This window comes from Marinobacter sp. SBS5 (assembly GCF_048285575.1).
GTDB lineage: Bacteria > Pseudomonadota > Gammaproteobacteria > Pseudomonadales > Oleiphilaceae > Marinobacter.
Map to the genome: position 1 here is coordinate 29,022 of NZ_JBLWAZ010000009.1, position 12,812 is coordinate 41,833.

General features: G+C 51.2%; 10 protein-coding genes and 1 riboswitch. Of the genes, 2 read left to right on the forward strand and 8 right to left on the reverse strand.

Annotated elements, in window-relative coordinates:
• Positions 1–99: 99 nt before the first annotated feature.
• Genes ACNQ6O_RS14765 through ACNQ6O_RS14785 form a run of 5 tightly spaced genes read right to left on the reverse strand, consistent with a single transcriptional unit; the run spans position 100 to position 6,007 of the window.
• A complete protein-coding gene (locus tag ACNQ6O_RS14765) occupies positions 100–912 on the reverse strand; it encodes an ABC transporter ATP-binding protein (RefSeq protein WP_418053969.1) in 813 nt (270 codons plus the stop codon).
• Between the two features lie 14 nt (positions 913–926).
• Positions 927–1,973, reverse strand: a complete 1,047-nt coding sequence (locus ACNQ6O_RS14770; protein ID WP_418053970.1) for a FecCD family ABC transporter permease — start codon at positions 1,971–1,973, stop codon at positions 927–929.
• 1 nt (position 1,974) lies between these two features.
• Positions 1,975–2,976 carry an iron ABC transporter permease gene (locus tag ACNQ6O_RS14775; protein WP_418053971.1) on the reverse strand — a complete coding sequence of 334 codons (1,002 nt, stop codon included), beginning with the start codon at positions 2,974–2,976 and terminating at the stop codon, positions 1,975–1,977.
• On the reverse strand, positions 2,976–3,881 hold the full coding sequence (locus ACNQ6O_RS14780; protein ID WP_418053972.1) for an ABC transporter substrate-binding protein: 906 nt from the start codon (positions 3,879–3,881) through the stop codon (positions 2,976–2,978). The genes ACNQ6O_RS14775 and ACNQ6O_RS14780 overlap by 1 nt, the downstream gene beginning before the upstream one ends.
• A 17-nt stretch (positions 3,882–3,898) precedes the next feature.
• Positions 3,899–6,007: a TonB-dependent receptor family protein gene (locus ACNQ6O_RS14785; RefSeq protein WP_418053973.1), complete on the reverse strand. Its 2,109-nt coding sequence runs from the start codon at positions 6,005–6,007 to the stop codon at positions 3,899–3,901.
• Positions 6,008–6,280: 273 nt separating this feature from the next.
• Between ACNQ6O_RS14785 and ACNQ6O_RS14790 the strand changes: the two genes are divergently transcribed.
• Complete coding sequence (locus tag ACNQ6O_RS14790) at positions 6,281–7,138, forward strand: DMT family transporter (protein WP_418054069.1); 858 nt, start codon at positions 6,281–6,283, stop codon at positions 7,136–7,138.
• Positions 7,139–7,258: 120 nt separating this feature from the next.
• Here ACNQ6O_RS14790 and mntP read toward each other — a convergent pair whose 3' ends face one another.
• Positions 7,259–7,816 (reverse strand): manganese efflux pump MntP, encoded by a 558-nt coding sequence (gene mntP / locus ACNQ6O_RS14795; RefSeq protein ID WP_418053974.1) that lies wholly within the window; start codon positions 7,814–7,816, stop codon positions 7,259–7,261.
• Positions 7,817–7,864: 48 nt separating this feature from the next.
• A riboswitch (yybP-ykoY riboswitch) is annotated at positions 7,865–7,992 on the reverse strand.
• A gap of 742 nt (positions 7,993–8,734) precedes the next feature.
• Between mntP and ACNQ6O_RS14800 the strand changes: the two genes are divergently transcribed.
• On the forward strand, positions 8,735–9,532 hold the full coding sequence (locus tag ACNQ6O_RS14800) for a tyrosine-type recombinase/integrase (protein WP_418053975.1): 798 nt from the start codon (positions 8,735–8,737) through the stop codon (positions 9,530–9,532).
• Between the two features lie 1,291 nt (positions 9,533–10,823).
• Here ACNQ6O_RS14800 and ACNQ6O_RS14805 read toward each other — a convergent pair.
• Together ACNQ6O_RS14805 and ACNQ6O_RS14810 are read right to left on the reverse strand one after the other, a co-directional pair.
• Positions 10,824–12,188 (reverse strand): TRAP transporter large permease, encoded by a 1,365-nt coding sequence (locus ACNQ6O_RS14805; protein ID WP_323753283.1) that lies wholly within the window; start codon positions 12,186–12,188, stop codon positions 10,824–10,826.
• Positions 12,189–12,219: 31 nt separating this feature from the next.
• Positions 12,220–12,768, reverse strand: coding sequence for a TRAP transporter small permease subunit (locus tag ACNQ6O_RS14810; protein WP_323753284.1), 549 nt, complete (start codon positions 12,766–12,768; stop codon positions 12,220–12,222).
• Positions 12,769–12,812: the final 44 nt, after the last annotated feature.

Sequence of the window (12,812 nt, forward strand, 5' to 3'; positions counted from 1 at the left end):
AAGAAACCTGATACTAGAGTGGTCGGAACATGGCTTCCAGCAGCCAAGATTGGCGCAATTCTAAACCTTTGATGATGAGCAAGCTATCACCTGAATCTACTAAACATGATGCATGTTAAGAGTAGTCGTTGCAGCTTTATAGGCAGCCGCATAGCCCGAACAGAATGGTCTGCCGTTGGCTTGATGTGACACGGTGGTTTCAACCCGAAAAACTCTTTGGATCAATGCTTCGGTAATGACTTCGCTGGGGCTACCGGTAGTCTCCAGCTGACCCTCTGCCATAATCGCAATCTGATCGGCGAACTGTGCAGCTTGATTGAGATCGTGCAGAGACATGACCACGGTCAATCCATGCTCGCGATTAAGTTTGGCGAGAAGCTCCAGCACCTCCAGTTGGTAGCCCCAATCCAGAAACGTAGTGGGTTCATCCAAAAGCAAAATTGTGGTTTCCTGAGCCAGGGCCATGGCTATCCACACTCGTTGTTGTTGCCCACCGGAAAGCGACTCGACTGGCCGCTCAGCTAATTGGGATACCCCGGTCATATCCATGGATTGGTAGGCGATTCGATTGTCGTCGGCGTGGTGACGCTGCCACCACTTTCGATGAGGAAAACGCCCCAACGCAACCAGATCTTTCACGAGGATGCCGTCTGGCACTATCGGCTTTTGCGGTAACATGGCGAGGCGTAATGCCAAACGGCGGCGATCCCATTCGTTTACTGGTTGCCCGTCCAGCAAAACCTGTCCGGAACGTGCTGGCAACAACCCGGCAAAACTTTTTAATAAGGTGCTCTTACCGGACCCGTTGGGCCCCAGCAAACAGGTAATCCCCCCTTCGGGAATCGTCAGAGAAACATTGTTTACAACGGGTGTTGCGCCATACGCTAACGAGAGCTGTTCGGTTCGTATCATGGTGGTATCTGGCCTCAGGATTGCCGCGATAACAGATAGAGAAAGAAGGGCACGCCGAGAATGGCGGACACTACGCCTACGGGCACCTCGTAGGGTGTAAACAGAGTTCGCCCGAGCACATCAGCGCCAACCGTCAGCAGGGCGCCGAACACGACACAAAACAGAAGCTGCGCCGGTAGGTTTGCTCCAACCAGTTTGCGGCTAATGTGCGGAATCAATAGCCCAATAAAGCCCACTGGGCCCGCAACGCCAACGGCGCTGGCCGCGAGCAGGGTAGCGATCAGCAGGGCAAACGCTCGCCAGCGATTGAGCGACAACCCTAGGGTGTGAACGTGTTGGTCGTCCAGTTGCATCACTTTCAATGGTCTTACGAGCAGGACAACACCAGCCAACCCGATGACCGTCCATGGAAGCAACGAACTAAGATGGTTCCACTTTGCGCCATAGAGCGAGCCGGCTAGCCACTGCGCAACCAGTTCGGTATGGGCGTGGCCCCAGAACGCCAGCGCACCGGTGGTCAATGCATGGAGCATACCGGCGATCACCGCGCCGGTCAGGGTCATCTTCAACGGTGACAAACGGCCATTGCTCAGACCCAACAAATACACCGCCGATGCCGCAATTAATCCACCGGCCATCGCGAACAACGGTAAATAGTGAAGCACGGGAGAAGCGTTGTTATAGGGATTCGCGCTGGAAACCAACCAGTCTCCGATGATAAAGGCGATCACCGCCACCAGGCTGGCACCAGCAGAAATACCCAGAATACCGGGTTCCGCCAAGGGGTTTCGGCTGAGTAGCTGAAGTAACCACCCCGACACGGCAAAATGAATTCCGATCATCAGCCCAACCAGGGTTCGGGGCAATCGGATTTCGAAAATGACCCTTTGAACGTGTTCGGTGCTGTCGCCTGCCAAAGCTGCCCAGATCTGCGACCATGTCAGGTCTACGGACCCTGCCTGGACGCCAGTCGTGACAGCCAGTATTAAGCCAATCCCCCCGATTACCAGGCCTGTGGCTAGGCGATTCGAAGGCTTGTTTACCGTTACGTTGGCTGTCACCTTATGCGCTCCGGGCTGATGCTTTGGTGTTAAGAAGATAGATCAGCCAGGGCGCTCCGATCAGGGCAGTGAGCATGCCCACTGGCAACTCTTGCGGGAAAGCGAGCTGTCGGGCCAGCATGTCGGCGGCCAGCAGCAGCAATGCTCCGAGCAATGCACTCAGAGGGAGCCAGTGTTTGATTTGGCTGCCAATCAATCGTTTGGCGATGTGGGGTGATACCAATCCGATAAACACGATCGGGCCGGTGAAAGCCACGAGTGCGGCGGCCATCAGGAGTGCTAGCAGCAGAAAAGTGAGACGCCAGCGCCCAACGGCTAATCCCATGGCCAGTGCGAGGTCATCGTCGAGTTGCAGTAATTTGAACGGGCGATGCATGAACAACATAACCAACAGCGGTAACGCAAGCCACGGCAGCACCAACTCGAAGTGCACCCATCCGCGTCCCATCAGACTCCCCGCTAACCAATAATAGAGTTCGGCTGCTTCAGCGCCGGAAACTAGTAATAGGCCAGTGGTCACAGCAGTGGCCAGAGAGGTGACTGCAATACCAGCAAGTACGACCCGCTCAGGCTGAAGTTGTCGCCTGCCAGCGATCACGAAGGTGAGCGCGCCACCCAGAAGGCCTCCGGCAAGTGCCATCAGGGGGAGCCAGAATGCATCCGGTGAGGCTAAGGTTCTGAGTGAGACCACCGCCAATGCTGCACATGCAATCACGCCGGTCAGGCCTGGCGATGCTAACGGGTTTCGGGTAACGCCCTGCATGACCGCGCCGGCTACTCCCAGCGCTGCACCGCCCAGCATGCCCAGCAGATTTCTGGGTAGTCGTAACTCCATCACGCTGACTTTGGTCAGCATATCTCCGCCACCGTTCACTGCGGCCCATAAAGACGGCAGCGAGACCCACCGGGAACCGGCCATTAAACCCAGTACAAACAGGATAGACAAAACCAAGATTGCTGCGCTGTACAGCCTATGAGGGCGCACGGTGGTTTCATTTTCCATTATTTATCAGCGACCGCTTCAGAGGGATGGACTAGCAACCGCTCGATGTCTTCAAGGATGCGCTCGCGGGCGATTGGGCCTGCACCTTCTTTCCAGTAGTGAGGCACTTCAAATACGCGGTCACCGCGTACTGCTTTCAGGTATGGCCAAATCGGGTTCATCGTAAATGCACGCTGTCGGCTTGTCGGCAACATAAGAATGATGTCCGGATTAAGCTCCAGCAGTGCTTCCAGACTGATTCTGTAGCCCAACGGAATGCCGTTTTCCGGGTTTGGATGGCCCCCTACGCTGTCGAAGCCGAGCTTTTCCAGCAACGCGGTAGGCAGAAAGTGGTCGTAATAAATGAAGGGGGTTTCACTGCCACTGGTCAGCAATGCAATCGTCTTTACGGGATTGCCGTCGGCGCGTGCGGCGAGTTTCTTAAGCCGTTCCAGAAATTCCCCATTCAACGCGACTGCTTTTTCATGGGCTCCCAATGCTCGCCCCGCCAAATCTACAGCGCGAAGGCTGTCGGGTAAGGATATGAGGTCCAGCGCGAGTAGGGGGGCGATCGATTCGATATGAGCCCCGTCTTTCTCGGTATAGCGCCGAATGGCGATAACGAGATCAGGCGAGAGCTCCGACAGTATTTCCAAATTGGGCTGATGCCGTGGGCCCAAAGTCTGGACGCCTTTAAGTTGGCCGGCCAGGTAGTCTGGCACACCTTGAAGGCCGTAGTCCGTAACGGCTACCGGAACGATGCCAAGCGCCAACGACACATCGGCGCCAAAGGATGAAATTGCTGCTGGTCGGACTGCTGCTGACGTTAACCGCAGGGTAGCCCCGCGGTCATCGGTCAGCTCTAGGTTCTGATTGTCCGCCCAGCCGGCCGGGACAACCAGAACACAGAGCAGCGCTATTGCCAAATTCCGAAAACCAAACATTAGAAATCAAGCTGTGCTTCGAGAACAAAGCTACGGCCAGGCTGCGGCACACGGCCAACCGGGCTAACGTCTACGCCACGGAAGTAATAGTCTTCATCAAGCAAGTTGTTGACGGCCAAGCCAAGGTTTAACACGTTGCCGCTGCCGACCGCGAAATCACGCCCAAGCCGAGCATTGACCAGATGGTAATCCGGTAGCTTGCCTGAGCTACCGTTGTCGGTTTCCTGTTCGGTGTTGTCCGCATCGCTGTAGCTGGAACTGACGTACACCCAGTTAAGGCGGGCATCCCACGCCTGATAGTTGTACACCGCATCGGCGCTGACTTTGTGGCGCGGGGCGTTAGGCAGCTCATTGCCTTCGTTGCCGCCGTTCAGCTGTTCGGTATCCAAAAAGGTATATCCAAGCCCCAATTCCCATGTGTTGTTGAGGTACAAGCGATTGGACAGCTCGACACCCTGATGGCGGGTTTCGCCAAGGTTTTCGTATCGGCTAGTGGATCGGTTGAACTGAATCTGATCTTCGTAATCGATCCGGAACAGAGTCGCTGAAGAGAGTAAATCCGGCGTAACCTGAAGACGAGCGCCCAGCTCGTGGTTCCATGCGGTTTCGTTTGCCACTTCGCCTTCGCGGGTAGTCTGGGCAATCTGCACCGGTACGAGTGACCGCTGGCTGTTCGCAAACACGAACAGTTCGTCTGACGCTTGTAAACCAACGGTCAGCCCGGGCAACCACTCTTCTGCGTTATTCTCTTCTTTCTGGTTGTTCAAATTATCCTGAAAGTCCATGGCAACGTCTTCGTACCGAAGCCCCGGTGTGACGGTCAGGCGATCATCAAGGAACGACACCGTATCGCTCAGGTAAAACGCCATGGCACGGGTGTCCAGATGCCAATCTCGTGCGGCATTACGCTCGTTGGTCTCCAAAGTGAGCCGGTTTACGTCAAACTCCACATCTTCGCTGACGAAGCGGGCACCAACGGTGATGTCATGCCGGCCACGCTTGATCGCGAGTCTTGGTTCGGTGCTGTAGACAGTGAACAGGCGCGGGGAATCGGCAACAAGCGTAGAGTCTTCCGCTGGGTCTGCCCAGTGGCCGCCGCTACTAAAGTTCTGACCAAAGAAGAACGTTCGATCGGCATCGTGCACGAAATTACGCCATTGAAACTCAACGTTATTGGATGGCGTGTAGGTCCAGGTAAAGGTTGCACGCTTCATGTCGGCTTCGTAGCCGTCGTGGGGCCGCTGGCTTTGGGTGCGATCTTCTTTATAGGCCTCTGGCGAGAGCGCGCCGGGGAGGTCGGCTTCTACCCGGTAGTACTGCAGTTGGGATGCCAGCTCGTGCTGATCATTCAGGTAATAGCGCGCGTCCAGAATCAGGTTGTCGACTTTGGTGTCGGAGTGGTCACGGAACCCGTCACCGCGCTGCACGTTTGCCTGAAGCTGCAAATCGAGGTTGTCAGTTGCTCGCCCACCGATACGGTAATAGGTGTCGGTAAAGACGTTGCCCGTTTCCTCGGCAATGGTAATCCGCTCGCGCAGCGTTTGCGTGGTTTCTGCGGGAATGGGTTTAGTCACCATATTGACGACGCCGCCAACGTTGTTGGGGCCGTAGTGCACAGAGGCGCCGCCTCGCACTATGTCTACAACTTCCAAGCTGGGAAGTGTAACCGGGAATAGCGAGACACCCACGTTGCTGTATGGTCCAATTGCGATTGGATAGCCATCGACCAGCAGCTGCAACCGCTCACTTCTTAATGGGTTGAGACCCCGAACGCCGATGTTAGGCAAAATACCCGTGCCAGTTTCATCCAGCACCGTTACGCCTGCCACTGGGCGCAGGGCATCTTCCAGATTCAGTGCGCCCGAATTTTGCAATTGGTCCTTTTCTACGACGGTGCGAGCACCGGTGTAGGTTTTCTCAGATTCCTTGGTCGGAGCCCCCAACCAATCCGCCGTTACGGTTAAGCCGGGCAGTAGGGTAGAGGTGCTTTCATTGTTTTGGGCCATTGCCGGTGCTGCGCTCATTGCGGCCAACGACAAGGGAATCAGTGAAATGGCAACGGCTAGGGGATGACGGTTAAGCGGCTTTTTTACTTCTGGTTTGGTCATGGGGGCTCCAGCGCTTCAAGGAAAGATGATGCGCATTATACTGAGAAGCATTCTCATTACAATTCTATTCTATGGGTCCCGAGGTATTCAGCTATCGAACGAGCCCGAGTATTAAGTGCCGTCTATTACAGATACACTCCAACCGCTAATGAATGAAAATTCAATGCAATGCAGCCACTTCCCGGCGCCAGATTTCAGGTAGTAATTGTCTGACCCACAATAGGAACCAGGATTTTGTCCGCTAATCGCTATGGCCGTTTCACGGTTGGTTTGATGCCGATAGTTTTTGTGTGGCTTTGGAGCACCGGCTTTATTGGCGCAAAGTACGGGCTACCCTACGCCGAACCATTCACATTGTTGCTATACCGAATGCTGGCGACCATCGGCGTTCTGGGTCTGGTTGCTTGGTGGTTGAAGTCGAAATGGCCTTCTATAAATGGAGTGGCCCATACAGCGGTTACCGGGTTGCTAGTACATGGACTCTATTTGGGCGGAGTGTTTTATGCGATTCAGGATGGTATGCCCGCTGGAGTTGTTTCGATTATCGTCGGCTTGCAACCTTTAGCCACGGCGGCAGTGGCAGTTGTGGTTCTTCGGGAAGCCATCGCGATGCGTCAGTGGCTCGGCTTGGTGCTGGGGTTGGTCGGTGTCACTCTAGTGATGCTGGAAAAAATGGGGGGAGCGGATCAAGCATCGGGCTTTCCTCTTTGGACATTACTCTGGACTGTGATCGCGCTAGGTGGCATTTCGATTGGCACGGTCTATCAGAAGCGTTACTGCCAAGGTGTCGAGTTGGTCCCAGGGGCTTTCGTTCAGTACTGCGCGGCCGCAGTCCTGTTTGCCATAGGCGCTTTTGCGTTTGAATCGCGGGAAGTTGCCTGGGAACTGCAATTGATATTGGCCACGGGTTGGCTGGTGCTAGGCCTATCAGTGGGTGCCATCCTGCTCTTAATGCAATTGATTCGCCGGGGAGCTGCATCTCAAGTTGCTAGCTTGTTTTATTTGGTACCTCCTGTGACAGCCTTGGAGGCCTACATCCTTTTTGATGAGCGTCTCGGTGTGCTAGCTCTTTGTGGTGGTCTGCTATCGGTGTTGGGAGTTGCGTTAGCGGTTATTAAAACGTCTCGGTAACGGGCGGATCAGGCAGAGGAGGGTGGCGCTTCATCGCTCTCAGAAGAGAAAACGTGCATCCTACTGAGAGCGAGCGCTGGTATTTGAATTGGACCAAGCAAGAAAACTGAGTGAACTGACCTATAAATTACTCATCAAAATCCACACTCCTACGCCTGCAAGTGTAAGCCCGCCAAAGATTTCCGCTCGATGACCCAACAACGAGCCGACCGTCCTTCCTACTAACACTCCGACCGTTACCATGATGGTCGTTGCTGCACCAATTAGGCCTGCTGCGATCCAGATGTTCACGTTGATGAAGGCCAAGCCGACACCCACGGCCATAGCATCAATACTGGTGCCGATGGCAGTTAGAATAACTTTGAGCGGCGAATGGCTAGACGGTTTCTCTGCCTCTTCATCGCCGGGCTTCATGCCTTCGTAAATCATGTGTGCGCCTAAGCCGACGAGCAGGAAAAATGCGATCCAGTGGGCCCACGCCTCAACATATGCGGCAGCTGTTTTGCCGATTAGCCATCCAATCAAGGGCGTAATGGCTTCCACGGTTCCGAAAATCAGCCCCATCCGCAAAGCATCTAGAAATCGAGGGTTCTTCAAGGTTGCGCCTTTACCAATCGCGGCGGCAAAAGCATCGGTGGACATGGCAAAAGCAAGTAAAAGAAGGGCTACTGGGTTCATTCCTTAACTCCGGTCGGGCATATTGAGTCCACGATATAGCCACACGCCCGACCTAAGGCATGGGTATATCAATGGTCTCGCCAACCGAAGTGGTGTCCGCACCATGGCATGTGGCCAAGTATGTTGATACGGACTCTTCCGTTAATGGAAGCAGGCTACTCCCCAAAGAAGTGCGTACTTTACCAACGAGTATTTCCAATCACAACTATGATTTAACATAATATACATTATGCGCAGTTGTGGATGGAGCAGAACTTTGTATACTCGGTATCCAGAGGTGCAGCTAGACGTCCACGCAAAGTACTAAATTTCTCCACACAAAGTGCTAAATTTCCACACAAAACACTAAATCCGGCGTATCCCTCAAAAGTTGGTACGGCCAAGTATCAATAGATCCACCTCCTTGTTCTTTATCGTTTGCAGAAAGAAGCCTATTGTTTAGCTGACAAACCCTTCCGGTTGGTGGGTGTCGCCGGCGCACTTTGATGTGATGGACAATTACTTCGTCACCCTGTTCAACATCGCGTCGCTGGGAACCATTGGTGTTGGTGGTGTCAGCCTAGCCCTAGGTATTCTTGCTCCATCATTTTCTGGAAATCCACGAAACTGAAGGAAGTTTTGAGAAAACGTTCATCCATTAAGTCCGAATATTTTTTCCGGCCTGGATACTCACCAAAAAAATCTACTGCGTCGGAGCTCGCTAATATTGCAAAGCGGGGAACGGCCGATGGAAATACAAGCACTCAGCTTTGATTTTGATAGGGTTGCAATAATGTCCAGTACTCTCAAATACTGGACATTTTTACAGTATCGAAATTTACCCTGTGGTCTAAACCATAAATCCGTTAAAATAACATTATTACGGATTTTATCTTTACCCTCTCCTCGCATCCGAGCGGCTTACCAGGAGCTTATCCGATGAGCAAAACCGGCCAGGCACGCGTGCTCACGCCCGAACAGTTCGCCCACCTCTTAGGTGTTATCCAGAAGCATCGCTACCCGGAAAAGAACACGGCGCTGGTTCAGATCAGCTTCAAGCTTGGACTGCGAGTTCAGGAGATCGCGCTTCTTCAGATCAAGGACGTCGCAGAACTCGGCCCTGAACGTTCTGGTCAGCGCTCGTTCAAGCTTAAAGAAATTCTGGCGTTGCCTGCGGCCTACACTAAAGGTTCCGATGCGTTAAAGCGATCCAAATCCACGTACCAGCGGCGTCGAATCAGTTTTAGTGTCTACGATTTTCATCAGCTTATTCAGCGAATTGAAACCATGGTCAAGGCCGGTGCCGAGATCAAGCCGGAGGATTTTTATCCTGAGGTCAAAAAACATCGTGGTAAATCGCGTGATCTTCCGATGAATGACGTTGCGCTGAGAACGGCTATAGGAAATCACCTTGCGATCCGCCTGGCAGCACAACCCTCAGTGAAAAGGACGGATCCTCTATTTCTGACTCAAAAAGGAGGCGCCTATTCTCCCAATACTCTCCAGGAACACTTTGCTCTCATGCAGAGACATTGGGCAGGTATTGAGCGAGCCAGCTCCCACAGCGGCCGGAGGACGTTAATGACGAATATCATTCATGAACAAAAGAAGTCGGTTAAAGTCGCGCAAAAAATCGCTGGCCATGTCTCACCGTCAACCACGCTCATTTACGAAGAACCTCCCGAGGAGTCACTGAAGGAAGCGTTGCAAGATGCCGGGTACAAATATGTTGGTTAGTACGGCAACCGAATCAACTTTCAAGAGCACTTGTTATTATTGTTCAACCACCTCAAATGCACCTTGGTTTGCGTACCTGACAGGTTATATTTTTCAGCCCATTTGTTATGTGTCTTGTTGATAGCGCCGGACACCGACAGCTGCCCTGCCCCTCCAATCACGACTCATATGCCGAATCTGACCAAGCAAACGTAGATTTCATGGCTATTAGGGATGCATTGGTGCCTGAATGCGAAGTTGGGTTTGGTCGCAAAGCGGACATTCAGATTTTGGAATAACGCCTTGGCTTTGCGGCGTGCCGGAGCGACAGCGTAGGAGCGTTCGCCAACAGCCACAGGTTAGTTGATAGATGGTTATGCAACGAGGTTCCAGTAGCGATTCTTAAGGCAATCCAAGAACCAGCGAAGGTCAGGCTTATGCAATGATCTGGCCCTTATGACAGCACCCTTGGTAAACCTGGCCCGTATAAGAGAACAACAACTGCCCATCATGCTTCATCAAACAGTTCAGACTATAGTATGCCTTCCTGCCTGCACATCTCTGTCGTGCCGGCATAGAGGATAGGCCTGGCTGCCGGTCTGTATCAACCGATCCGTCCGGGTACTAGCACTCTGGCAATCGGCCGCCACAGTATCTCTCTGCTCCCTTACCAAGCCAATGTGTCCCCGCAGCGCCTCGATGCACATCCCTAACCCGTCGGGCAGCCTTTGAACGCAGCATCCCTCACACTGGTCCTCCGCATTTCACTTCAATGATTTTCGCCCTCCCTTCGCATCCAACCATAGTATGTAGCCCAGACAGGTTCGCTGAAACTCCCTAGCAGTCATCCCGGTTTTGTGATCCACGCTGATAAGAGGTTTCTAAATCCGAAAAATAGTCGCTATTACAACTTCATCAGCCACCTCACACACACCGCGACCTCGGATTTTACCTCGCGCAGCTGCACCCAGCTGCTCCAGGATTCTGTGCCACACTTTCCCGATTGCTAAATTGGCTCACGGTTTGAAGATCACACGCTCTACTAGCAAAGCACAGGTCTAACTGAGTAACGGGTGTCGCGCATTTCTGCACACCTACCCTCCCGGGCTTCAGAAACAGGTCCACTTGCCTTATGTACCGTTACCGTCCTAAGGATTCTTCAAGACCCACGTAAGCCAGCGACGCCACTGCCAGTAGAATTGTTCTCTGCTATTACCACTGAGTTTCAGATGGCCGGGATTGCCGGCTTCGCAAGCAAAAAAATGGCCCCACAAGGGGCCAAAAGGATCGCAACACAATGCAATGGGAATCTCTAATTATGAATAATATCTGGAAGCCAGGTAGCCAAATCATCTAAAACAAAAACCGCAAAAAGAACCAACAACTGAATAATAATGAACGGAAAAACGCCAGTATAAATATCCCTGGTTTTAATAGCGGTCGGACATACGCCTTTAATGTAAAAAAGAGCAGGTCCTACTGGAGGAGTCAAAAAAGATGTTTGAAGACACAAAGCGAATAAGACCGCAAACCAAACAGGGTCAACACCTAAACTAAAAACAGTTGGGGCAACCAGGGGAAGAACTATAAGCGTTATCTCAATCCAATCAAGAAAAAAACCCAAGACAAATGTTAACAGCAAAATACAAATTACGACACCCGTCGCACCAAACGGAAGATCAATTATTAAATTTCTAATTACGTCGTCCCCACCAACACCACGTAAAACTGATGCAAATACGGTTGCTCCTAGAAAAATACCAAATATAAATGCAATCGTTCGGCTCGTTTGATGAAGCGCTGCAGATACAACCATTATATTCAACTGCTTGTTAAGCCCTGCGAGAACTAGAGCACCAGCAGCTCCAATAGCCGATGCCTCGGTTGTAGTGGCAATACCGGAGACAATTGAACCAAGAACGCCAAATATTAAAGCGAGGGCTGGTAAAGCGGCCCGTAAAAAACCAATTAAATAACGAATTGAAAAATTTCTAACGGTGTCTTGCGATGGGGCAAAGCTAGGTCTTAAATATGCAGAGGTTACAATATAGAGTATATATCCAAAAGCCAGAAGTAACCCCGGGACAACTGCAGCCATAAAAAGCCGTCCAACAGAGGCCTCGGGTGTACCGAGTCTATCAGCAAGCAACACCAACATAATACTCGGTGGAATGATTACCCCTAAAACACCGACAGCTGAAGCCGTCCCTACCGCCAAACCCTTATTATAATTTTGAGAAAGCATAGGGCCGATAGAAAGCATTCCTAATAGCACCACAGAAGCGCCTACGATCCCGGTCGAAGCCGCCAAAAGAATTCCTACGATGACAACTGATACCGCATATCCTCCCTTCAGAGTGGAAAATAGGCCAGTAAGCGAGTGCATCAATTTCTCAGCAACTCCTGATCGATCAAGCATGATCCCCATAAAAATGAACATTGGCAACGCAACCAGCAATTCATTTGCAACCAACCCGTAAATTCTCGCATCTAAGGAACCAATAGTTCCTTGCCACGTAAACCAAATATCCGAATTGAAATACTCAACTAACAAGAATCCTATGATCGCAAACAAAAAACCGGCTGCAGATAGCGCCCACGCTACCGGTAAACCCATCAGCAGAAATAGGAAGAAGCATCCAAACATCGAACTTACAAGAACTTGCTCACTAATCATATAGTTAACCGATAAATCAGAAATAATATTACTATTTTTTTGGTTTTCCGAGCACTAAAGCGATATCTTTTATAAGTCGAGAAACCAATGAGAGCATCAACAACAGGATAGAGAATGGAATAATACTTTTAAGAATAAACCTATATGGCAACCCATCGGGAGCCATAGACGATTCACCTTTAACAAATGAATTCCAAGCGTACTGTACAAGAGTTTCAGTCATAAAAACTAAAAGAGGAATTACCAAAACGCTAATTAATAAAAATTCAATTAAAGCTACGCATCTAACGGGGAGCTTCTCTGACAAAAAATCTACGCGCACATGATCGTCTGTAACAACAGCGTATGATAAAACTATCAACATGGTCGCTCCAAACAGGTGCCAAGATAACTCCAACATGGCAGCTGACCCGCTATTAAACAAATAACGACTAAAAACATTAAATAATACGACGAGCAGAACCAGTAACCAAATCCATGACACCGCCTTCCCTATCAATACAACAAAACTATCTATATAGAAACTTATATACTCTAATTTTAACCCGCTTTTTAAATGGCCTTCCTTTTTTTTAACCACCCTGCCCCCAGATGTTTTAATAAAATATATAACCCTCACCAATA

Bases quoted from the DNA above. Each gene is read 5' to 3' on its own strand.
- ACNQ6O_RS14790 (WP_418054069.1), top strand. From the start codon at position 6,281: ATGCCGATAGTTTTTGTGTGGCTTTGGAGCACCGGCTTTATTGGCGCA.
- ACNQ6O_RS14800 (WP_418053975.1), top strand. From the start codon at position 8,735: ATGAGCAAAACCGGCCAGGCACGCGTGCTCACGCCCGAACAGTTCGCC.
- ACNQ6O_RS14805 (WP_323753283.1), bottom strand. From the start codon at position 12,188: ATGATTAGTGAGCAAGTTCTTGTAAGTTCGATGTTTGGATGCTTCTTC.
- mntP (WP_418053974.1), bottom strand. From the start codon at position 7,816: ATGAACCCAGTAGCCCTTCTTTTACTTGCTTTTGCCATGTCCACCGAT.
- ACNQ6O_RS14765 (WP_418053969.1), bottom strand. From the start codon at position 912: ATGATACGAACCGAACAGCTCTCGTTAGCGTATGGCGCAACACCCGTT.
- ACNQ6O_RS14785 (WP_418053973.1), bottom strand. From the start codon at position 6,007: ATGACCAAACCAGAAGTAAAAAAGCCGCTTAACCGTCATCCCCTAGCC.
- ACNQ6O_RS14775 (WP_418053971.1), bottom strand. From the start codon at position 2,976: ATGGAAAATGAAACCACCGTGCGCCCTCATAGGCTGTACAGCGCAGCA.